Consider the following 22,700-nt stretch of genomic DNA (forward strand, 5'->3'; position numbering starts at 1 on the left):
CAGAGAGGTATATGGTCACACTCAAACTCGGCTCACATCATATTTGCTTGAAGTCTTATGTATCTAGTCCCAACCAACCGAACAGATTTCCAACTTCCAGGGGGTGCATGATCTTTGACAAATACAACCAGAATTGACAGCTTACTCTTGGGTATTCTGTATCAGCCATCGAATTTATAAAACTGATGGCTGCATGGGGGGCATGCCATGGAATGGGTTGTTGGCGTTATAGCGTTCTTTGTTCTCATCCACATGCTGGGAAAATTGAAGCCAAAGAGCGCGCCCTCACGAAAACGAAAGTCATCGAAAACTCGCTCCGCTCCCGGAACTAATGCACAAAGATCAACGGCTCGGATGTCAAAGCCCGATATCCATGGATACGTCGACGATGGCGGAATGGCGAGTTTCGTACGCAGCCCAAACCGTGAAGAGAAAAGTTCGAACAAGCGTCCGGGAGAATGGATAGGGCCCGATCAGGTTATAGAGTTCAAAGGCCAACGCATCGAAGGGGGCAATTTCTATCTTGGCGGCCGTCTGCCTTCGCTCTCCTATTCCGGACAGGAAGCTTCCCTTATTGATGACCACCTTTCCATTCGGGCTGCCAGTCCGGATTATTCTGACGAAACTTTGGGATATTGGCCGAAGTACAATCAGCTATCGCCAAAATGTAGAGGGGCGTATCTAGCCTGGCTGTCGAGCAGCCGTGATCGCACGGATGTGCCGATCGGATATGTCTTCATCTACTTCTATGGCCTGGAAAGACGCGGCGTTCACGATTCCCGCCAGAAGGATGCGGTTACAGATGCAGAGTTCAGGGAGTTGGCGGCAGAGGTTCGTCGCCTCCTGTCGATTTATAGCTATAATCGCTCATTTTCGGCGTACGGCCGCAGGCTACTGGAATGGATGGCTCTGCTCAGGCCTGATGTGGTCGAGTTAACCGATGAAGAGATTCTGGATCACAGCCTGAGGCAGGCATTCTCATTGAGAGTTGGCCGGTATGCTGTGTCGGGACAGCCGATCGACCCCACAACTGCATTCCTGTGGTTGCGGTTTTCCGAGGAGTTCACTTTCAGAGCACCAGCGCGACGTTGCTACGATGAATTCAAAGAGCTTTTTCGGCTGAAATATGAAGAGAAGTATGGCGAAGGCTTCAAGGTTAAGCCAAACAAGACTCTGTTTCGTCCCACCTATCATCCCGCAAGCGGCACTTTAAGGGGACAGGAGCTTGAGGAACTCGAGCTTCCCGACCCCACTGGCCTCAAGTCTCATCAGAAGAAGGTCGCTCGTATTGGTGATGAATGCTGTGACGAGCTTGATGCCTACAGCAGATATCTGGGACGCAATGATGAAGATGAGCCAGGTCTGGAAGGGCTTCTGCTTCTACCGAATGAACTGCTCGAGGCACGGCAGGATGGCACTCTTGAGAATATCCAGCAGTGGGCCAGTGATATTATCGATCAACGAGAAGGCCAAGTTTCAACGCGCGATTTCTGGGCGCAAGTAAACGATGAAAAGGTAACCAAGCTCAACAAGAAAGAGATTACCTTATTACAAGCCGTGGGCGACAAAGCCGGATTTGGCTTTGCTCCGGATCCACGCTGGCATGACGCAAAGCCCAAGGCAGAAGACACGATCGTATTATTCGACACTTCACCCGGCCCAGACTACGAACCTTCATCTGCATTCTATGAAACGGGTATGTCCGTGCGTCTGGGGGCCATGGTTGCGCAGGGGGACGGACATGTACATACGGACGAAGCTCAAATCCTGAAATCACTTATCGAAGAGCATCCTGAACTTCGAGACGTCGAGCGCAGAAGTTTGCTCGCCTATTTGCAATATCGACTGATCAACAAACCCAGCACAGCCGGTCTCAAGGCGCGTTTGGAGGAACTGTCTGAAGAGGCAAAGCATGCCGTAAGCCGCTTTTTGGTCTCGGTTGCTCTCGCTGATGGTGTCGTCACACCTGATGAGATTCGACAACTCGAAAAGCTCTATACGCAGCTCGGGCTCGATAAGTCATTGGTTAGCAGTGATGTTCATGGAGTTACTGCTACACGTGCTCCGGCAGACTACAAGGAAGCTGATCAGTCATCGGCCAGCAAACCGGCGCATACTGATAAAGCCGCAACAGGACGTGAAGCCTTTAGACTTGATGAGTCTGTGCTTGCCTTCCACGCGAGCGAAACGCGGGATGTCCAGAGTATGCTCGGCCGGATATTTGCCGAGGAAGGCGCCGAAGAGAACAAGGCTGATGAGGAAGAAGTTCTCTCACAGCCAGCAGATCCTCAGTCCACCAATGGCGCTATCAATGGACTGGATGCTGCCCACAGTGCTCTTTATCTGCAGATGACCGAAAGAGAGACCTGGAGCCGCACTCAGATTGAGACACTGTGCAATGAGATGGAATTAATGATGGACGGGGCCCTTGAGGCCATCAACGACTGGGCGTTCGACACAGTTGATGATGCCGTTATCGAGGATGCAGGGGACACTATTTATATGCGTCCGGATGTTGTCGATGAAATCGCGGAAAGGGTGGAGTAAGAGCGTATGACCAACAAAGCAATTCGGACGCGTGAACGTGACGCAATTATCCAGTCCCTAAGGTCAGGCGTCACTCCGCGATTGGGTATCCAACACATTCAAGTCGGACGCGCAAAAGAGATCGAGGCCCTCACGCAGGACCTGGACCGGATCGCTGATGGCGGTTCTGCGTTTCGCCTGGTAATCGGTGAGTACGGTTCGGGAAAAACATTCTTTCTCGGGGTTATTCGCTCCATTGCGCTGCAAAAGAAGTTGGTTTGTATCAACGCAGACCTCTCACCCGATCGCCGCCTGCATGCCAGTGGAGGTCAGGCACGAAACCTCTATTCCGAATTGATGCGCAATATGGCGACCCGGAACAAACCGGACGGCAATGCACTGAACAGCGTTGTTGAACGCTTTGTTACCGAAGCTCGTAAGGAGGCTGATTCTCAGGGGCGTAATGTTCAGGATGTTATTCACGACCGACTGTCTGCACTTACGGAAATGGTCGGCGGCTATGACTTTGCGTCCGTAATCAACGCCTATTGGCGCGGCCACGAAGAGGGCAATGAAACACTGAAAACCAATGCTATCCGTTGGCTGCGGGCTGAATACTCCACGAAGACGGAGGCGCGATCAGACCTTGGTGTACGCACGATCATTGATGATGCGTCTTTATATGACGCATTAAAGCTGATGAGTCTGTTCGTGCGCCAGGCAGGTTACAGTGGGCTTCTGGTTAATCTTGATGAGATGGTGAATCTCTACAAGTTGGCCTCGGCTCAGGCACGTCGAGCCAATTACGAGCAGATCCTGCGTATGCTCAATGATTGCCTTCAAGGCTCCGTGGAAGGACTTGGTTTCCTGCTGGGCGGAACACCGGAGTTCCTGATGGATCCGCGCAAGGGACTTTACAGCTACGAAGCTCTGCAGTCCCGACTGGCCGAGAACAGCTTTGCCAAGCAGGCAGGTGTTGTGGACTACAACTCTCCAAGCCTGCATCTGGCCACGTTGACACCCGAGGAACTCTACATCCTCTTGCAAAATCTCAGGCATGTTTATGCCAGCGGTAATCCGGATGAATACCTGGTGCCGGACGAGGCTTTGAAAGCCTTTCTAAGCCATATCCATCAGACGGTCGGCTCTGCGTATTTCCAAACGCCTCGGAGCATCATCAAAGCGTTCCTGGACATGCTCTCCGTGATGGAGCAACACCCCGAGATTCAGTGGTCAGACCTCGTTGCCAAGGTCGAACTCGAAGAGGATCGCCCCGACGATCTGGACGAAGAAATCCCGGACAATGCGGGTAGCCAGCAACAGGAAACCTCTTCCGAAGAAGATGGGCTGGCGGATTTCAGACTGTAGATGGGAACGGATGCCGAGAAGCTGGATTTTCGCATCCAGCGCTGGATCTACAAACAAGGCTGGCCTGACCTCAGGACCATACAAAAGCACGCCATCGAGCCGATCCTGGCGGCTGATCAGGATATCCTGATCAGCGCCTCGACAGCCGCGGGCAAAACCGAGGCTGCTTTCCTGCCTGCCTTGACGGCGATTGGCGACGATGAAGACGGCTTCGGCATCCTCTACATCAGCCCACTGAAAGCCCTCATCAACGACCAGTACAGACGCCTCGAGCTGCTCTGCGAAGCGCTGGATATGCAGGTGACTCCATGGCATGGCGATGCCCCTCAAAAAGGCAAGGAGCATGCACGCAAGTCACCATCTGGTGTCTTGATGATCACCCCGGAATCCCTGGAAGCCATGCTGGTCACCCGAGCGGGATGGGTACGCTGGGCTTTCGGAAATCTGAAGTACGTCATCATCGATGAGTTCCATAGTTTCATAGGCTCCGAACGCGGCCAGCATTTGCTCTCTATCCTAACGCGCCTCGAGCATCTGACCGGGCGTCTGGAAGCCCCAGTGCCGCGCATAGCGCTTTCGGCAACCCTGGGCGAACTGGAACTGGTTCCTGCAGCACTCAGGCCGAATGGATCTCTGTCATGCAAGATTCTGACTGATCCGAACGCGCAGTCCGGGGTCAAGGTTCAGGTTCGCGGCTATCTGGATCCTGCATTACGCGATGAAGAAGATCGCCGCCCTCTTGCTGAGGATCGGGTTGTTCAGGACATCTACGATATCTGTCGGGGCGATTCTCATCTCGTATTTGCCAATTCACGAGGCCGCACGGAAGCGATTGCGGCCAGTCTGGCGGAACTTTCTGACAAAAACGGGGTGCCCAACGAATTCTTTCCTCATCACGGATCGCTTGCCCGTGACCTGCGTCACGAACTGGAATCGCGACTACAGAAGGAAGACAAACCGACCACAGCAATTTGCACCATGACGTTGGAGCTCGGCATCGATATCGGGAAGGTCCAATCCATTGTACAGGTCACACCACCTCATTCGGTTTCCAGTCTTCGTCAACGCATGGGTCGTTCGGGCCGCCGCGGGGAGCCTTCTGTTCTAAGGATGCTCATCTCGGAGCCGGAGATTACAGGCGATACAGCGTTACCCAATCGTCTTCGGTTAAACCTTGTCCAATCCCTGGCCATGGTTCGGTTATTAATCGCTGATAAATGGTTCGAGCCTCCGGATACGAGTCAGTATCACTTCTCGACATTGTTCCATCAGGTGCTCGCGACCACGGCCCAATGGGGCGGCATTCGAGCTGACCGGCTCTATGCACTGCTGTGTAAACAAGGCCCCTTTCAGAAGGTCAGTCCTGAACAGTTCAAAACACTATTGCACGAAATGGGACAGCAAGAATATCTGACACAGCTGACCAGTGGTGAACTGACGCTCGGTGTCGAAGGCGAACGTTTGGTGGATCACTACACCTTTTACGCAGTCTTCGAGACACCCGAGGAATACCGCATCGAGAACAAAGGAAGGACCATTGGCACAGTGCCAGTGGAATCCATGCTCCTTCCCGAGCAGCATATCGTTTTTGCGGGCAAGCGCTGGATCGTGCTCGAAGTTGATTCCGATAAAAAGGTAGTGCGTGTTGAAGCCACCAAGGGAGGCGACCCACCAAGATTTGGAGGGGGCGGCTTTGATCTGCACGATATCATTCGCCAGGAGATGTACAGGATATATACGTCTGGTGAATATCGTATTGAGACCTCCAGCGGGATTGTCGACTACCTCACTGAAGAAGCAAGGTCCCTCTTCCAGGAAGGCTTGCAAAGCTTCCAGGATGCCGAGCTGGCCAATAATCCTATCTTGGAGATGGGATCGACCTGCTACATGTTTCCCTGGTTGGGGGATAGAGTAGTCAACACCTTGAGCGCCGTTTTGATGCAATCTGGCCTGAAGGCAAGTTCATTCGGTGGCATTATTGAAGTTCAGGACACAGCAGCAACCAATGTCAGGGATTGCCTAAGGAAAGCCTGCGAAGGTGGATTTTCTAATGAAATGGTACTTGCCCAGATGGTGTCAAACAAGATGGTCGAAAAATACGACGAATACCTGCCAGCGGGGCTTCTAGAAAAAGGGTATGGAAGGCGAATGTTTGACTGTCAGGGAGCAGAAGCTTGGGTGAAGGAGAATCTCATAGCTTAATGTTATGATAGTTTTCGCACTAGAGAACAATTTCTTTAGTGGCATTATAAAAATATGTATATAAATATAATATCATTAGTATATTAACTAATAAATAATAATATATTATGCAACATTTAAATGTAAATTATTACTATTTCTTTTCAGGTACTTTTATCTTACTAATACAGGTGTTGTATCTTGTACATCATATATATGTGTTGAAAAACCAGACTTTAGTCTATGATCAAGTAACGCCTTCATAATCTGTGGGCAAGATTCCTCTGTTGCGATAATTTTACCATTCACGTCAAAATGAATATTGAACCCATATTCAGCTTGGTTGACGCGCAGTCTTTCCATAAAATCCGCATCTCTATAGTGTCCCTTCATACGGATTGCACAAGCACGTCTTAGTTGAATTTTATTATCTCCTATATAATTCACCAGAGGAGCAACATCGACGAATGCAGCGTGGAATTCTTCCTCTTGCAAAAGTTCTGCAAAGTCATCCTTTTGAGCTTGCTTGTGACGCAGTACCGATTCGAACGCTCCCTTGTTTAATATGAGTATATCGCCTCTGAAAATAATAAAATCAAAGGTCTTACTCAATTCAAAATGAGGACAATTGTCAATTGCCAGTTGTTCATCTGAAAAATAAATATTTTTAAGATTGGCTGCCTTTTTTGTCCGCCATCTCGAATCAGTTTTACGAACAGCTATTATAACATCATCTTCGATTATTATTTTTGCTAAATATAAACTTGAATTTAATAATTGCTTAACTTTAGTAACCTTTTTCTCAGATATTTCCGCTTGTATTTCTACTAATATTTTATGTGCATAAGTCTCATCAGTTGGTATGTGTAGTGCACTTGCTTCGTTATTCTGCGTCAAAAGACCATAATCAAGAACCTCCTCAATTCTTAACAAATCCTCCACTAATGTTGTTTTTAAAAATGCGTCTAGTTGATCAGTCGTTTCAACCCATTTTCCGGAATATTTAGGTGCTTCTGAGGCTAACCCATTAGGCCCTTTTATAGTCCAGAATGTTACTTGGGAATTATCAAAATCAAGTGCTCTGATATCCTCTAATACCGGCATCAATCACCTCAAGGTTTCTGGTTAGATTTGATAATCATTATATCCTGAATAATAGATTGGTTGTAGCGTTCTCCAGGCTGGAGTGGGCTTTTAGAAAGTGTCTTGGCAGTTCGCTCATTCCCATCACCTGGAAATGTATATTTAATTTCATACAGGCGCCAACCAAACACAATTAGAAGAGGGTTAAGTATTAATTGTCCAGAGCGAAAAGTTATTAAAAATATCCAACATAAGAATACCAATAGACCAACAAACTTACCAGTTTCTTGATAGTCAATACTCATAAAAGATACAATATATGGAAGCGTGTAACTCATAAGTTCTGCAGGAATATACTTCGATTGTGTAATATTTACCGGTGTTTTAGGTTTTATAGTTGATAACGCTCCTAGAGAAATTAGAAAACACAACAAGCAGACAATGAAGAAAGTTATAGTATAATATCCATTATTAAAAGGTATTATACAATTATTACTGGTAATAATATTGCATATACTAGATGTAACCATATCGTAATTATAGTCCTGGGCTATTAATATTAAGCTCAATGGAAAATATGACCCAATAAATATAATAAGAGCTGCTGGAAATTTTATTTGCAAATCAGCCTCCATGTGACAGATAATTAGCATATTTCGGGTGATCAAGAAATCCCAAAGTTGGAAAAAGTAAGATGTACTGCACGACATAAAATTATTTAATCAAATATCAGGGACGACGTATCGTTATGATTCAGATTGATATGTTTGAAGTAAAACTTGGAGCAGCACTTTTATTAAGATTTGGAACGAAAAAGCGGCCCATAAACGTATTAGCCGATGGCGGTGTTAGTAGGTGGAGTGGCTATCCACCGGATCATGTACACAAGAAACTCAAACAAGTTTTTAACTCTGATGAATTTTGTCTCCACCTCATAATTGGAACTCATTATGATGAGGATCATCTCAACGGCCTTGTTCCAATAATAAATGATACCTCGATTACTATTTATGAAGCCTGGATGCCTCCTGTAGTTAATGACTTGGATCAACGAACTAGCTATCAAGATGTATCTAAGGAAGGTCTTCTTCCGCATCAATTCACAAAAGATGTGAATAATACATTAATTACATCCTACCTTAAGGAAAAATATAAAGAAATTAATATTTGCTTATACTTAGAAAAGACATTAAAAACAGAATTAACTGATATAAATGAATTTTATCACAAGGTAAATGTGAATGAAAGTTATTTACACGAACTTTCATTTTTCCGAGAGCAAATTGAAGACTCTTATAAAGATAATTATCACTCTGACGTTGATTTCGATACAGAAAATGATAATATAGATGAATATAATTATTTTCGTAATATACCTAAGATTATAATAAATAAAAGCTATTACCACCACAATCTTAATGACCTTAAAGAGATAGCTAAACACTTATATTTTATACGTCGTAATGATCCAAAAATTGCGCTGATGATAGCAAACTCCTACGCTGCAATCCGAAAAAATTCAGCAAAGCGCGCGATTAACGCGAAGGCACTCCACAACGTAGTGCAAGCTCTTAGAAAAAGATCTATCCCGATTCAATCGAAAATCATAGATGATGGTACTCCGCAGAAGTATTGGTGGAATACAAGAATTAATCGCTTCACGTTATCACCACAAAAAAATAAAGAACCTACTTTTACACTACTAGGCCCTTCTCAATCCCTCGTAAATAAGCATTTACATAAAATTCCAACTTACGATTTAATAAAAATGGCGTCAGAACCTTCAATAGAAATACGTCGGATTACAGAAAGCAATGAACTAAGCTATATCGGATGTTTCGATTTTTTAGGACAACGAATATTAATTAGTGGTGATGCTGGATGTGTTGATTTTTTAGATGATAAAAAAAATTATTATAAAGACTTATTAAAAGAACTAGAGACACTGCATATAGTTCAGGTTGCACATCACGGTGGCAATAATGCGTATTTTTACGATGTTTTAAATAAAGCTGGATATCCAAACCAGAATGAACCTTCCTATATGCTGTTATCACACGACTACCACGATAAATTACGTCCATCTCATGTATTTGAGAGCTTTCTTGTGTCCGCACTTTCTAAAGGAAAAAATATACAAATATTATTTACAAGTGAGCCTAGGAAGAAAAATGTTAACAATTATAAGAGAGTAATTTTCCCTCCAACCGGAACTAAATCGCATACAGTTGGAGATGTAAAAATTCGATTCGATCCTTATTCAGGTTGGATTGTTGATAATCATGCAATTAAAATTACGTAAAGCATATACTATACTATACTTAATAACTTTTATATAAAAAATCTGAATTATGCTATTATATAAATTAATTATTTATACTTAGTTCCCGTGAACGACGTTCCCCGGCCAGGCGACCTGCGGGTTTGAAGGCTTCTCCTAGTATTCGAAAATGCAGGTTAGGGGATTTTGAGGCATGAAACCTTGCGATTTTGATTCCGTTTTCAGGGCGGTCGTGCTTCCCTTCTGGCGAGGCAACCGGGGGGTGATGCGCCCTGGAGAACAGGAGAGAGACGGCCCTGACGATCGTTACGGGCACGCCTGGATTAGATCATCAACCTGCGACAACGCTCGGCCATCGGGCTCGTCATCGGCCACAGTAAGAGGGATCGCCACCTTGGTCGTAATTGTCTGAAAGAACCGCTCGGGACCCGACTCAACGCCCTGCTCAGGGTAGGCCGTATGAAACTCGAAGAAATAGCAAGATTCTTCTTTTTGGTTTCTTCCTATTTTATTGTGTTGATAGTGTTTCTCGAACCGTGTGTACAATTAACTCCCCATCTAGGAGACATGCTATGCCACTGCCTGGAAAAGTCCTTTTGGTGCTAATTGCGATCACACTCACCGGGATCGCTTTATATGACCTCTTCCGGGGTTATGTCTGGTTGTCGTCTTAACCATTTTCGACATGTGTAAACGGACTTACGGAAAGCAAGGGCGATTTTGACGGTGAGACTTTTGGTCGAGTTTAGTCATGTGTGCGGCCTGTTGATGCAGCACTTCTGGCTGTCTGGTCCTGATGAAGTCCGCGGAGCGGCTCCCTAATCACGTCAACGCGCTCGAAGCGCTCTGACCCATGGATTTCACCGATCCCCGGCTGCGGCCAGTCCGTCATCATGTCTCATCACTCCTGCTCCTGGACGAGATCACCCGGCCAAGCTCTGCGGACGGACGCCATGTAGTCTTCGCGTCTCGACATCAGTACCCACAGGCGATCCGTGCCATCTTGTTGGCCAAGGCCACGGCGGCGACCTTGGGCGCCTTTCGAGTGAGCAGACCGTTCAGCCAAGAGCTGGCTTACCCGCGCTGTCCCGCCATGCGTAGTACGACCGTTGCGCCGATGACCAGCAGGCGCCTGAGATAACCATCACCCATCTTGCTGATCCCGGCTTGGCGTTCCTTGACGCCGCTGCTGTGGGCCTTGAGCGTCAGGCCCAGCCAAGCGGCAAACTGCCGTCCTGACCAGGACAGGGATGGCTCGGGTACGCTGGCGGCCAGAGAGCTGGCGGTGACCGGCCCGATGCCAGGTATTGTCGCGAGCCGCTGGCTCGTCTCGCCGGTTCGATGCCACATGAGAATGTCCCGCTCCAGTTCGACGATCCGACCATCAAACGCAGTTACCTGATCGGCCAGGGCCGTCAGGGCCAGGACAGCAAGAGGTGGAATCCAGTCCCGATGATTGGGTAGTTTCTAAATCGCATCCCGCACGCCTGCAGCGTCCTGAGGCGCGACAACGCCAAACTCGCACAGATTCCCCCAGAGTGCGTTGATCGTCATCGTCCGCTGCCGTACCAGGAGATCGAGGGTCTTGTTCAGCATAAGTACCGCCTGCTGCACTATGGTCTTCACGGCGACGAAACGCATTGTCGGCCGGGTCACCACTCTGGCGATCACCTTTGCATCAGCCGCATTGGTCTTGCCGCGCTTCACATACGTGGGTGGCACCAGCCGCACCTGGTGACCCATCGCTCTCAGCAACCGTGCCCAATGATTAGCCGAGGCGCAGGCCTCCATGCCAACCCAGGCACGGCGATAAGCTCTCAAAGTAGTGGCAACATGGCTGCGTCTCAGCTGACGTCCCAGCACGACCACGCCTACCTCACCCACCCCATGCACCTGAAACAAGTTCTTCGCCAGATCCAGTCCGACAACGGCGACCTCCGTCATCTACCAGTTCTCTAAATGTGACGTCTTGCAGCGACCATAGTAGCTGATCAGGTCAGGAGTAGGCCGAAGGTCGTCCACAGCATCACGTCAGTCGGGGGGGATTATGGCCCGACTAAGCCTGTTCGTAAGAAGCTAATCAGTCTTGCAGAACCCTTGTCCGAGATTAGCCTGGATCTGCAAAACGATCATACCGTTAGAATGCGGGGCAATGGGATGGGCGATCAGAAACCAAGTACACGGTGCACTTTTGAGCCATCCATCTCCGTAGTATCTGTCCTCAAGATCTAGCGACCGTAGTCACGACATTTGCGTGTCCAATGCCTGGTCCCGAGTCTCCAACTTCGAACGGAAGCCCATTCCGGGCTGATGAATCTTTTGGGCCATCTTTTTTGCTCGCATAGACAGCAAAGGCAATGTCGTCTGGAAATCACGCTTCAAACTGCTGCAACGAAGGTGCCGGGTCCGCGCGTTCCTGTGTGCAGATATAATCTGCGGAGATTTCATGTACTCGATTATCACGTCAGTGATTAATATTTAGCCCATCATTCATGATCTGGTGTGACCTGATCGAAGGGGCAAGCCTTCAACATAAGGAGTTCAGAAAGGTAGCATTGTTAGTTTCTAACAGAGAATGGTAGTATTTCAGGCCTTGGGGAGAGGAGGGTTACTATGGATAACGACGAACGAACATCGGGAAATGATGTGACGACGGAGAGCACCGATGCTCCCACGTCAGTCCCACTCGGGCCAAAGACAAACATGGACCTCTCGTGGCTACCCGAAGAAGAGCGAAGAACTCTTCTTAAGGAGTACACGAACGGAATGCTTGATATCAGCCGTAAAGCTCAAGAGCTTCATGTTGACGTAGGCGCGCTGCAGAACACTCTTCATACACTCGCGTCGACTACGAAGGAAGTCTCCGAGGATGGAAATGCAGTGACAGTGAGCCACACGCAAACAACCTCTATCGGGCGGACTGAGGTCATAATGGGTAACACCAATCAAGCTCAGTCGGGCAAGCTCAGCAAAAGCCAAACAGGTGAACGTGATTGGACACCTTACTACGTAATTGGCGGACTTATAGCCGTAGTTCTGATCGCTGCACTTGTCGGCGGGGGGTAAGTCATGCTCAAGACAACCGTCCGCGCCAACGAGGAGACCGACGTTGAGGCAAGGGTAGCCGACCTAAAAGCGGAGTGCGAGCGCGCGGGCGTTGCCCCACATGATTCGGCTATGGTCGCGGAACGGGTTGGAGAGGTTCTGAGATCGCTAGTGGAACATGGTCGCGAATTGGCGACCAAGGGCAGACATATGAATGCGACACAAGTAGTCTCCGGAGAAAGTTATTCCGTCAAACTCATCTTTCGCGTCGGGGACCGTCGGACTTGGTTCCAGCGGCTCTTGGAAAGAATACGGTGGCGGTGAATGGATCGCCGTCGGTATCGGTCTGCGAGGACCAGCTACTCCGGACACTATTCGCGCAGTGAAGGCCGTGAACGCGCCCTTAAGCATATCGAGGAGGCGCAACAGCTATCGAAGGAGTTAGGCGGGACGGATCAGGACGTTAAGAAGTATTTCTTTTCACTGACGGAAAGCCAGCTTAACGAGATCCTCGACGCCTATGAACTACGCTATGGCGTTCAGGCAAGGCAATACGCTGAGGAAACCCTTCCCAAGTGGCGCTCCGGCCGTGTGAAGATGAGCGGCATGGTCGCGAGTCGGCTTTTTAAGCTTCTTCCACCTAGGATGCCGCTCGAGGCGAAGTACCGCTTAATCGAAAATCTTTGGAGGCATGTCGGCCCTAGCTCGCGTAAACGTCTGCGAGTAGGACTAGACACTGATGTTGAAGACGTCGTGGTTGCCATTCGCGAGCACATCGAAAACGTTGTGGTGAACTACAAAATTCCAACAAACCTCGAACAACGATTCGAGTGGATTTCATCTGGCGACGTTCACGTAAAGCAAGAACTATTGAATCACCTGAGGCAGATGGAGAAATCCCTTGTCGAGGAAGGTGCTCGGGAACAGTTGCCTGTAATGCTTGACCATCTGCAGAGCGATGAAGGGCATCATACTCACCGGATGGCTCAGGTCCTCAAAGTTGGGAATCATGAACTTGAAGTTCTGATGGACAAAATGGCCTCTGGCGTTCATTTGGAGGAGGGTGGCCGTCTAGAGGAACCAAGACAGTCTCATCGACCAGTTACTTCCTCGGGAGCAGGACATGGTTGGATTTGGTGGCTTGTGATCGGTGCCGTAATCTTGTTTTTTCTGATGCGCTGAAAAGCGGTCAGAGGAAGATTATACGTGCAAGCAAGAGTCCATCAAAAATAGCAACAGCAAGAACGGCTTAGGATATCGGGCGCTCCTCCGATTTGCCACGGCGGTTAGCCTTGCTCCATCTGCTCACAAGCGCAATCATCAACTAAAGATTCCAGGCGCAACTGGATGACTCTATACGGTCACGTCACAAACTGAAGCTTCTGGAAAATCTGGGCTAGGCCGCTCCTATTCTCTTACAAACATATATTGCCAGACGGCTCGTGTGGCGAGCGCATCTCCAGCTGCCCGATGAGGGGGAATTCCCTCAATGTCCCAGTCATAGCCAATCCATTCTGCAGCCTCGACCAATTTTGGCCATTTGTACCAGTCAAAAAAACGTTGAGCGGCAAGCATTGCACAATTCACGTCATTTGCAGGAAGCGGAGAACTAAAGAAGCCCAAGTCAAATCGAGCATTGTAAATTACTAATTCTTGCCCTTGCACAAGGCGCTCAACTTCTAAGCGCACCTCATCGGAAGGTGGTGCATCAGCCACTTGATCAGGCCCTATGCCATGAATTGATTGGGCGGTCGCCCATCCCCGTAGCATGCAGTGTTCAGAAGGACGACAAAGCGTATCAAGTAGCCTTTGTCCATCCTCATCGATCAACGCCACTTCCACGAGGTCATCATTTGGATATTTGAGTCCCGTTGTTTCCGTATCTAAGTAAAGTGTCATATCCCCCCCCTAGTGGTAGTTTCTTAAATTCCACAGCCTTATTCACCTTGTTAACCGACCCACCCCGGGCCGCCATCTTGCCAAAATAACATTCATCAAATCTATAGCCCGCCAAAGCACCAGCTTAAATCAGCGAAAATTAATAATTTCGCTTACTTCAATACCTCTCGGGCAATATTGCGATGAAAGAACCCAACAGACGCATCTTTTTATGCTTCCCCGACCTGAAGAGAGAACACTACTATAGGCTTTAGAAAATTTCGATTCTTGATAGGAGAAATGTCATACACTCATTTCACCTTGAGAGGGTACAGCGTGACTCAGAATCCACCGATTGGATGTATTCTTTCCAGGAGAGTTAACTGAATAAGGCTCAGGAGGATGCCGAAAGTATGAAAATCAGAATATCCGCCACCGTATGGTTTCTATGTACGGCCCTGGTAATTGAAATATCAAGCGTACTGATAGACTCTGCCGAAGCACGCGACATCCATATTGCTCATTGCCTTGCCGGTTGCCCAGAGAGCGCCGCAGATAGCAATCCACTGGTTGTCCGCGAGATCTTTACCTTCTCAGCAAATGATGAGACCAAGCTGGCTGATTGGGTTGCCTACAAAGTCACGCCTTCCACGATTGGAACCTCCAGCTCCCTGAACCGCTCCTGGAAAGATGATGAATTCCTGGATGATCCACAGGTTCTAGAACGGGATGACTACAAGTATGCCCACAGAGAGGTTGGTTACGACCGCGGTCACCTGGCCCCCTTGGCAGCTTTTGCGGGCACCGTCTACTGGCGGGCGACCAACATCATCTCCAACATTGCACCCCAGAAAAGTGACATGAACCAAGGCGCCTGGCGCTACCTTGAAACGGCCGTTCGGGATGCTGCTTACGAGCTGGGTGGCGTCTACGTGATCACTGGCCCTCTGTATGAAGAGCCGATGCCCGAATTGCCTAATGCCGACGAGGTCCACGAAGTGCCCTCGGCTTATTGGAAGGTGATCAGCACACCAAACGGCCGCCTATCAGCTTTCGTGATGGACCAGGACATCCCTCGCGACGCTGACTACTGTGCCTACACGGTGTCACTAAGTGAAATCGAGGAGCGCACCGATCTTGATCTGTTTCCGCGGGAGCCTGGGTGGCCTAAGAATTCCCTGGATGCCCAATTAGGCTGTTAGCCTTCCCCATCGCAGAGCCAATCACACTCACTTGTATGAAGCATCCAAAAGCTAAAACGCAAAGTCGTAGTATGCGATATACCTATAAAGGTTCGAGCCAGTAGAGCCCTATCTCAAGGGATACTATTCAATTTCGATCTGGGCTCTGTCTTCGCTCTGCGACCTTCTTAGTCGGATCTCAATGCGTCGCCGCTCCGGGACATCCCCGCTCTCAGTGCCGTCCGCCAGTTCTCCGCTACTATCCACCACCTGCGCACTCGAAATTGGGAGAATCTCATACTCCCCAAGACGACCGTCGCGGAGTAGATATCGTGCTACATTGGCTGCCCGAGCCATTCCCAATCCCGGATTATCCGCAGCGATAAGTTTTGCATCTGATTCATTCGAGAGAAACGGGAGCAACGCCTGATCAAGGTTACTTTGGCTCCTGTTGATAGGCTGCTCATCGGTATGTCCAATAACCTCAATGACATCCACGTTAAATTCGTTTGCATACCGTTCAATCGCCGGGATGACCGATGAGGATAACCTCTCTTCAAAATCAGCCGTTAGCTCAGCATCCCCCGTTGGAAACCTATAGCCTTCCGTTTCCTTCAGCATAATGATTGGAGGCCAGTTGTGCCCCTCTGTCTCGGCACGGAGTTCCTCTTCCTTCTCCTCCAGTTCTTCCCTTGCCCTATCTAGCTCACGTTCCAAATTGGCGAGCCTTTCCTCAAGGACATCTCTTTGATCAATCTCTTCTTGGTACCTTGATACCTGCCTCTCAAGGGATTCTCTCTTCTCAGCCAGCTTAGTTATCTCCTCTTCCAGTGAGTTCAGATTCTCGATATTGAGAACAAGCTCACTGAAATATTCCGATGCAGAGGTATCCTCTGGACCATACTCCTCCCAATATCTCACTATCTTGAGTATGGCCTCCCTTTCTTCATCCGTGACCTGATTCTCTTTTATGTCCTCTATTTCTTCTGCCTGAGCTTCTATCGTGCTCTCATACTCCTCGATCGTTTCCCTGCGGTTCAGGAGTATGGTTGCCAACGCCAGAAGGAGGCAGAACAGCAAGAGAATCACGATTTCCGCCATTGTGAGACCTAGGACCAGGCCCCGTTTATAAGCCTCATCTTGCTGATGTATTTTCATGTGTAGATTACTTCTGCCTCATGGCGTGTCATCTACGCCCGAGTAAACGCTTGAAAGGGCCAGGACGCTTTTCTGCCTCGCGGTGCAATGCCCCTTCGGGTTCGTTTCGAGTGCTGGCCTCTGCTGCCGCCTTTCGCGCACGTTCCACTTCGGCCAAACTGTTTACGATCTCTGCACTCGCTCTTTTCGCACGTTCGGCCTCGGCCTCGATGGCACGCCTGTTTTCTCTCAGGTTCTCCAGGTCCTCCTTGGCTTGGCCAGTGAAAGTCTCATACACTTCTTTCTGGCGTTTCGTCAGTTCCTGCATGGCATCAAAGGTTTGCCTTGAACTCTCCTCAATCTGACTGCTGAGCGTTTGCCCGAACTGGCTGAGCTGCTCTTCAAGCGCACGTTGGTGCTGCTCTGTTAGATCGGATACCTTGTTCGCTATGTAGTTCTCGGGGATCTCTATGGATTCCAGGCGGTCCGCAATTTTCTCAACTGCTGTCACTTGTCGCCGTGACGCTGAGTTCAATGCTTTCGCACGCTTGTTATATTCTTCGGATGTGGCCGCGATATCCTCGGTGACTCTTTTTGATGTCTCCGAAAGTTGCTCCGTTGATTGCCGGAATTCCTCGGTTGATTCCCGTAGAACAGACTGAGCCGACTGCCCAACACTCTCCATAGCCTCTTCAACAGATTGGCGCATCGCATGGCTAAAGCTGCTGAATTGAGTTGTAATCGAGGAGAGTTCAGAACGCAGCTTGCTGCTCGCCTCCACGAGTTCAGACCGCGCTTCTTGTTCTGCATCAATCGGATCTTCGCGCATCTGGTGCATAACCACTCGCAAAGCTACACCAAGGATCGTCGTGCCAAGGGCGATGCCGAAATTTGAAATGATATGCTCGAGGGCCTCTTCCTCCGAAAAGTAATACAGCGCGACAGCAAGACTTACGAGTGTATATAGAAAACCAAGATAATAAATATTGTCGCCAATTTGATCAGGTCGTAGGCGAAGCCGTCTACTAAAATGACAAACCACTAAATATAATAGCATTAGAGCGAGAGGTAATATTATGATATAGATATATTCTATATCATAATATGCCCTAAGAAATATAACACCAGCTGCGCCGATTGCGAAAATTAGAAAGAACGCATACTTATCAACAAATGATGATTTATTATCTTTAGATTCCTCTTTTGCATTCTTCCTTTGAGTGCCCCTTGAGCGTGCCATTAAGCCTTATCCCTGAACATGCACGAAAAAGGCAGGATCCCCCGGTTTCGCTCCCTGATTAATAAAGTAATCTTTCCAGAACTCGAGATGTTCCTGCCCTTGAATGTCTCTCTGAGTATCTCTTGGGACATAGTATAATGTCACCTCAACACCCTTTAAGTTTGTTCGAATTTCCTTGTAGTAATCTATATTCTTAAACTCTTCGAAATCTCCCGGATCTTCGTAGTGACTATACCTTGGCGTATACTGTAGTAGATCCGATATAATCACCAACTTCTTTGGCTTTCCCTCCCAATCATTGTCCGAGAAATTGGTTATACCCACGGACTGAACGGACTCAAAAATCGGTGACCAATCTTCCTGACCGGGTTTCAAGAGCTTCTTAAACACCTCATCCAGCCTGGACTGAAACACTTCATTCCAACGCCTCTCCACGCGTTTGGGGCTGGCTACGAGTTCATTAACATCCTCAGCTCGACCGGGATTGCAAACGAACGCCAATGGCTCCAGAAGGTCCTCCATATCCGTACCAAGGCGGTAAACCTTCAGAGCACCTCCAACAGGTGTTTCCTCCTTCACATCTTCCAACTGATTTACGACGAACGCACGCTGACGAGCAGTCAATGGATCTGAACCATCCACCATGACCACGGTCAGTGAGTCAGCTCCCGACTCAGGACAGCCTGTTTCTGGATTGAGAGGCTCTCGGGTAAAGTTCTGGTAAGCAAACAAACCACCCCCCATAACGGCAATAACCAGTCCACCAATCACGAAGCCGAGAACGTTCTTCTGCCGAACTCGCCGTTGCGATGATCGACTACGTCTTCTCGATGATGTCCTGCGCCGAGCCACTACGGAGCTCCTCTTCCGTCAATTCCTCGATTTTCTTATAAACCGCCACTCCCTCATCATACTTTTGGTGAATTTTGTCGAGCTCCTCCTCAAGAACAGCGTTCAGCTGTTTTGAAGCATCCTCCAATTTCTGCTGATTCACGCCTGGGGGGTTTGCGGGTATTTCTGCTTGAAGTGTCCACGCATCCTGAAAATGTGTTGGACTTGGTGTGCTGCGGTATTTTTGATTAGTCTTGCGATAGACACCCAGAAGTTCATTTCCAACACGTTGGAGCGCAGAAATATGCTCGATATATGACTGATGTAGTCTATTCTGAAAATTTATAATTCTTTCGTACTCTCCGCGATCTTGTTTCCACTGCTCTCTTGTCTCTTCTAGCCTCTCAATGGCATCCACCTGCACCTCTTCGAGGTCTCCCATACATTCATCCTTCACCTCCGCATAATCCTCCCCTTCCCGTTTGTGTTCCCGCCAAAGGGGACCGTAGTTTGGGTACAGATCATCAACCGTGAGTCCATCGACCAACGCAAAAATCGAAAACAAAACCCCCACGCCAAACAGCAGCCATGACTTAATATCGCTTACCGCAAGTGGATCAGAAAGCAGTCGCGGGATTACCTCGAGATGAGCGACTTCCCAATTTCCCCCGGCAAGCACATCTCTATAATGAGCAACAGCCAAATTAAATAATAGTATTCCCGAAAAATATGCTATGCAAAATAATCCACCTATGAGTTTTCTGAATATATTTCTATGGAATAACTGTCGTAAGAAAAATAACCCTACTATAAATCCTATAGATACATTGACTATAGCGATTATAACTGCCTCGGAAAACCCTCCCAACAATCCAAAAGTATGAGTTTCCCCAAGAAAAAAACCATTCATAATCGCTTCTATACATAGAAATAATAGTAGAACACCATAATGTAGTATTCTAGATTCTGGATAGTGCGCATTTCGGTTTTCTAATCCATTATTACTCCTGAAGTTTTCCAACTCCCTCCTTATACCTATTAAGGAATATCTACTATTAAATAACTTATCCGCTCCACCGCTAAGATTTGCTTGTATTTTACTTAACGCATCGCGAGAGATTATCTTAATCGAGCTAACAGGTTCTTCCAGATCTATAGATGAAAGGCGATCCGAATATCCCCTCATCTCATCATTGTATTTCTCTTTGGACCTATCAAATTCCCTCTCGATTACAGATATGATCTCCCGTTCAACATCATCGTAATTCTCAGCATCCGACGCTGGTTCCTCCACTTCACCCCGCTGCTTACCAAGACGCTCCAGGTTTAATTCTCTTTTGAGCTCCTCAGTATCAGGGACCGGAAATGTGCGTGTTGATGGAACATACGTGTGACGAGGACGCTCGAACCATCCGAACACCCTAGAAAAGAAATTGCGTAAGGACACTAACTACCAACCTTCCCCTAGTTTGCTGCGCCTGGTACTTAGCGGTCACATACAGACGCATTATTGGGGCACGTATAAGAAAGTATATTGTATTCTTTAGTGATATTCTGGTTTCGGCATACCCCTAGCCGCACCCCTTAGACCACTTTGATTAGCATTTTAGACATCCTTACATCTCGCTTGCAAGGCTGGCTGCCTTTAACGTCTGAATTGCATCAACACTCTAATTGCTACAGACCGCGCACTTCTCCTGTTCTCAGCAGTAACCATTTAGTGCGAAACAATTTTAAATTGCACTATGTTAACAGCACACCGTATTTTGGTTCTTACCGGAGATGCGTATCTACTGGTTTTGCTCGTAAGGAAGTGAGTCGCTTAGTGAAAACACTGGCCGAAGTGCTGCGGGAACGATTTGATTGGACCGACCAGGATATCTTTTTTCCTTTAAATTAACTTTTATTTATATCGTATAAATTTCCAGGAATTCTCTATTTTTTACTCTCGAGCACTCAGATTGCCAGCAGGGCGGTAATGACGATTGCAGCGATGAAAAGCGTTTCGGCTACGATCATGCCGATGGCACGGCCTCCGACTTTCACCATCTCGACCAGTGAGGTCTTGACCCCCAGGGCCGCGATCGCGGTGATGATACACCAGCGAGAGGCCTCGCTGAGCAGGTTCTGAACGCTGGTGGGAATCAACGTCAGGCTGTTGGCGCCCACGATCAGCAGGAAGGCAATCAGGAAGCCGGGCAACAGGTTTCCGGCCTTGCCGCCGCCGTTGCTATCCGAATTGCGACGTGCTGCGAGGGATATGGTCAGGACCACCGGCACCAGCAGCGCGACACGCAGCAGCTTAATGATGGTGGCCGTATCACCTGCCTCATCCGAGACGCTGTAGCCTGCCCCCACGACCTGGGCGACGTCATGAATGGTGCCGCCCAGGAAGACGCCGATCTGGGTGTCGTCGAAATTAAAAAGTCCGGCAATCACGGGATAGATGATCATGGCGGCCGTGCTGAGCGTGGTCACGCCAATGATGGTGAAGACCGTATCGCGTTCCTTGCTCTTGTAGTTCGGGAGGACCGATGAGATGGCGGCCGCGGCCGAGGCGCCGCAGATGGCCACCGAACCGGCGGACAGGATCCCGAAACGGCTGTTAAGCCCCAGTGTCCGGGCGGCGAGGAAGCCGAAACCTATGGTCAGCACGACAGCGGCCGCCACGGCCAGCATGACCTCGCCCCCCAACGCCAGGATCTGCTCCACCGTGATGCGCGCGCCCAGCAGGGCCACGCCGATACGCAGGATCTGCTTTGCCGTGAAGCCCACGCCCGGCGCAAAGCGGGGTTCAGCGGAGACGAAATTGAAGGCCATGCCCAGCAAGAGGGCAAAGAGGATCGTCGGCCCGCCGTAGTGATCGGTGATGAAGTGTGCGGCTATGGCAATCAGAATACTGAACAGCAGGCCTGGCAGGTGAACTCCGAAGACACTTCTAAATAAGTACTTAGGCCATCCAATTAGATTTTTATAATAATTCACCTCACTTACCACTTTAGGGTATTTAAAAAAATGGATTAAATCATCTCACCACGTCGCCACGATTCTTTATCAAACATTACATTTTCACCAAAATAATGAACGACTGGCCCAACGTTTGGTAAAGTATCTCGACTATAACTGACTTTAGCTTCATCAAGCCGCACAACAGTTGACTGCTTCTCAAGCCAATTTTCAGGGGTTAGCAAAGTGCTATGTCGCTGAAGTACATCCCAGATATAGTAGTGATGCGGAATAACAACTTTTGGGTTCAAGCGGGCAATAACCGAATCAACTGGCGCATATCCCAAAACATGACGGGAATCATCAATCGGAAGGAGTGCAATATCTATATGACCAAGTGCTTGCCAGACTTCCTCAGGAGGATCTGCCCTGTTGTCTCCCCAATGAAGAATGCGCAGCCCTCCAGTTTCCACAACAATCAAACAGTTATCCCATGAACGGGGATTATTGGGTGGATTTATGTCAACAGCGTATACCTCTTTCAGGACCTTGTTATAGTCATAGAAACCACAACTACAATCCGTCGCATGTTTATCAGCAATACCCTGGATAGATACATCAGAGAACTTGTAATCACCGACAAGGCGCTCAATTGCAACATCGGTGTCTAATCTATGTAATGCATCATGATCAAAGTGCGCATGTGTGCAAACACCAATGTTAACCCTAACACGAGGAAAATCCTCAAAGTACCAATCAAATGTCCTAGAAGGGTGGTTACGCCATGGGTCAATCATTATTGATATCCCAGTTGGCGAATTTATACAAAATGCAGAACTTCCATAATAAGAAATTCCAACCTCACCAGAATTCTCATCAGGTGAATTATTCTGTAAATCAATCATTCCATTATGATTTGACGGCATCTTCCAAGCATTAGAACCAATGTCAATATTACTCATTAATTTCACCTATAATAATATTATATTGCAATTTATACATA

The 22,700-nt window shown here is 48.2% G+C and carries 16 protein-coding genes and 1 pseudogene; 7 read left to right on the forward strand and 10 right to left on the reverse strand.

What is annotated here, in order from left to right; genetic code table 11:
- The first annotated feature begins 354 nt into the window (after positions 1 to 354).
- The 3 genes from ACFOW6_RS12050 to ACFOW6_RS12060 are packed head-to-tail and all read left to right on the forward strand — an operon-like array spanning position 355 to position 6,096.
- A complete protein-coding gene (locus ACFOW6_RS12050) occupies positions 355 to 2,547 on the forward strand; it encodes a tellurite resistance TerB family protein (protein WP_382422621.1) in 2,193 nt (730 codons plus the stop codon).
- A gap of 6 nt (positions 2,548 to 2,553) precedes the next feature.
- Positions 2,554 to 3,894: an ATP-binding protein gene (locus ACFOW6_RS12055; protein WP_382422622.1), complete on the forward strand. Its 1,341-nt coding sequence runs from the start codon at positions 2,554 to 2,556 to the stop codon at positions 3,892 to 3,894.
- A complete protein-coding gene (locus ACFOW6_RS12060) occupies positions 3,895 to 6,096 on the forward strand; it encodes a DEAD/DEAH box helicase (protein ID WP_382422623.1) in 2,202 nt (733 codons plus the stop codon).
- A gap of 153 nt (positions 6,097 to 6,249) precedes the next feature.
- On the opposite strand, the gene ACFOW6_RS12065 is transcribed toward ACFOW6_RS12060, so the two are convergent.
- Both ACFOW6_RS12065 and ACFOW6_RS12070 read right to left on the reverse strand, forming a co-directional pair.
- Positions 6,250 to 7,179: a Kiwa anti-phage protein KwaB-like domain-containing protein gene (locus tag ACFOW6_RS12065; RefSeq protein WP_382422624.1), complete on the reverse strand. Its 930-nt coding sequence runs from the start codon at positions 7,177 to 7,179 to the stop codon at positions 6,250 to 6,252.
- An 8-nt stretch (positions 7,180 to 7,187) separates the two neighbouring features.
- Positions 7,188 to 7,793 (reverse strand): hypothetical protein, encoded by a 606-nt coding sequence (locus ACFOW6_RS12070; RefSeq protein WP_382422625.1) that lies wholly within the window; start codon positions 7,791 to 7,793, stop codon positions 7,188 to 7,190.
- Between the two features lie 113 nt (positions 7,794 to 7,906).
- Here ACFOW6_RS12070 and ACFOW6_RS12075 point away from each other — a divergent pair, with 113 nt between their 5' ends.
- Positions 7,907 to 9,460 carry a hypothetical protein gene (locus ACFOW6_RS12075; RefSeq protein ID WP_382422626.1) on the forward strand — a complete coding sequence of 518 codons (1,554 nt, stop codon included), beginning with the start codon at positions 7,907 to 7,909 and terminating at the stop codon, positions 9,458 to 9,460.
- Positions 9,461 to 10,340: 880 nt separating this feature from the next.
- Here ACFOW6_RS12075 and ACFOW6_RS12080 read toward each other — a convergent pair.
- Positions 10,341 to 11,383, reverse strand: a pseudogene (locus tag ACFOW6_RS12080) (IS110 family transposase).
- 669 nt (positions 11,384 to 12,052) lie between these two features.
- Here ACFOW6_RS12080 and ACFOW6_RS12085 point away from each other — a divergent pair.
- Together ACFOW6_RS12085 and ACFOW6_RS12090 are read left to right on the forward strand one after the other, a co-directional pair.
- On the forward strand, positions 12,053 to 12,505 hold the full coding sequence (locus tag ACFOW6_RS12085) for a hypothetical protein (RefSeq protein ID WP_382422627.1): 453 nt from the start codon (positions 12,053 to 12,055) through the stop codon (positions 12,503 to 12,505).
- Between the two features lie 303 nt (positions 12,506 to 12,808).
- Positions 12,809 to 13,666, forward strand: coding sequence for a hypothetical protein (locus tag ACFOW6_RS12090; RefSeq protein WP_382422628.1), 858 nt, complete (start codon positions 12,809 to 12,811; stop codon positions 13,664 to 13,666).
- A 225-nt stretch (positions 13,667 to 13,891) separates the two neighbouring features.
- On the opposite strand, the gene ACFOW6_RS12095 is transcribed toward ACFOW6_RS12090, so the two are convergent.
- A complete protein-coding gene (locus tag ACFOW6_RS12095) occupies positions 13,892 to 14,383 on the reverse strand; it encodes a 3'-5' exonuclease (RefSeq protein WP_382422629.1) in 492 nt (163 codons plus the stop codon).
- Positions 14,384 to 14,775: 392 nt separating this feature from the next.
- On the opposite strand from ACFOW6_RS12095, the gene ACFOW6_RS12100 reads away from it, so the two are divergent.
- On the forward strand, positions 14,776 to 15,564 hold the full coding sequence (locus ACFOW6_RS12100; RefSeq protein WP_382422630.1) for a DNA/RNA non-specific endonuclease: 789 nt from the start codon (positions 14,776 to 14,778) through the stop codon (positions 15,562 to 15,564).
- Positions 15,565 to 15,687: 123 nt separating this feature from the next.
- On the opposite strand, the gene ACFOW6_RS12105 is transcribed toward ACFOW6_RS12100, so the two are convergent.
- The 6 genes from ACFOW6_RS12105 to ACFOW6_RS12130 form a co-directional block, all read right to left on the reverse strand.
- Positions 15,688 to 16,701, reverse strand: coding sequence for a hypothetical protein (locus tag ACFOW6_RS12105; RefSeq protein WP_382422631.1), 1,014 nt, complete (start codon positions 16,699 to 16,701; stop codon positions 15,688 to 15,690).
- Between the two features lie 28 nt (positions 16,702 to 16,729).
- Entirely contained in the window at positions 16,730 to 17,920 is a 1,191-nt protein-coding gene (locus ACFOW6_RS12110) for a hypothetical protein (protein ID WP_382422632.1), read from the reverse strand.
- A 6-nt stretch (positions 17,921 to 17,926) separates the two neighbouring features.
- Positions 17,927 to 18,691: a hypothetical protein gene (locus ACFOW6_RS12115; RefSeq protein ID WP_382422633.1), complete on the reverse strand. Its 765-nt coding sequence runs from the start codon at positions 18,689 to 18,691 to the stop codon at positions 17,927 to 17,929.
- A 46-nt stretch (positions 18,692 to 18,737) separates the two neighbouring features.
- On the reverse strand, positions 18,738 to 20,045 hold the full coding sequence (locus tag ACFOW6_RS12120; protein ID WP_382422634.1) for a hypothetical protein: 1,308 nt from the start codon (positions 20,043 to 20,045) through the stop codon (positions 18,738 to 18,740).
- Positions 20,046 to 20,707: 662 nt separating this feature from the next.
- Positions 20,708 to 21,736, reverse strand: a complete 1,029-nt coding sequence (locus ACFOW6_RS12125; RefSeq protein ID WP_382422635.1) for a YeiH family protein — start codon at positions 21,734 to 21,736, stop codon at positions 20,708 to 20,710.
- 35 nt (positions 21,737 to 21,771) lie between these two features.
- On the reverse strand, positions 21,772 to 22,659 hold the full coding sequence (locus ACFOW6_RS12130; protein ID WP_382422636.1) for an MBL fold metallo-hydrolase: 888 nt from the start codon (positions 22,657 to 22,659) through the stop codon (positions 21,772 to 21,774).
- Positions 22,660 to 22,700 lie beyond the last annotated feature (41 nt).

The organism is Fodinicurvata halophila (assembly GCF_042651425.1).
GTDB classification, from domain to species: Bacteria; Pseudomonadota; Alphaproteobacteria; order Kiloniellales; family DSM-21159; genus Fodinicurvata; species Fodinicurvata halophila.

Bases quoted from the DNA above. Each gene is read 5' to 3' on its own strand.
- ACFOW6_RS12050 (WP_382422621.1), top strand. From the start codon at position 355: ATGTCAAAGCCCGATATCCATGGATACGTCGACGATGGCGGAATGGCG.
- ACFOW6_RS12090 (WP_382422628.1), top strand. From the start codon at position 12,809: ATGGATCGCCGTCGGTATCGGTCTGCGAGGACCAGCTACTCCGGACAC.
- ACFOW6_RS12075 (WP_382422626.1), top strand. From the start codon at position 7,907: ATGATTCAGATTGATATGTTTGAAGTAAAACTTGGAGCAGCACTTTTA.
- ACFOW6_RS12060 (WP_382422623.1), top strand. From the start codon at position 3,895: ATGGGAACGGATGCCGAGAAGCTGGATTTTCGCATCCAGCGCTGGATC.
- ACFOW6_RS12095 (WP_382422629.1), bottom strand. From the start codon at position 14,383: ATGACACTTTACTTAGATACGGAAACAACGGGACTCAAATATCCAAAT.
- ACFOW6_RS12070 (WP_382422625.1), bottom strand. From the start codon at position 7,793: ATGGAGGCTGATTTGCAAATAAAATTTCCAGCAGCTCTTATTATATTT.
- ACFOW6_RS12100 (WP_382422630.1), top strand. From the start codon at position 14,776: ATGAAAATCAGAATATCCGCCACCGTATGGTTTCTATGTACGGCCCTG.
- ACFOW6_RS12110 (WP_382422632.1), bottom strand. From the start codon at position 17,920: ATGGCACGCTCAAGGGGCACTCAAAGGAAGAATGCAAAAGAGGAATCT.
- ACFOW6_RS12055 (WP_382422622.1), top strand. From the start codon at position 2,554: ATGACCAACAAAGCAATTCGGACGCGTGAACGTGACGCAATTATCCAG.
- ACFOW6_RS12065 (WP_382422624.1), bottom strand. From the start codon at position 7,179: ATGCCGGTATTAGAGGATATCAGAGCACTTGATTTTGATAATTCCCAA.
- ACFOW6_RS12085 (WP_382422627.1), top strand. From the start codon at position 12,053: ATGGATAACGACGAACGAACATCGGGAAATGATGTGACGACGGAGAGC.
- ACFOW6_RS12130 (WP_382422636.1), bottom strand. From the start codon at position 22,659: ATGAGTAATATTGACATTGGTTCTAATGCTTGGAAGATGCCGTCAAAT.
- ACFOW6_RS12105 (WP_382422631.1), bottom strand. From the start codon at position 16,701: ATGAAAATACATCAGCAAGATGAGGCTTATAAACGGGGCCTGGTCCTA.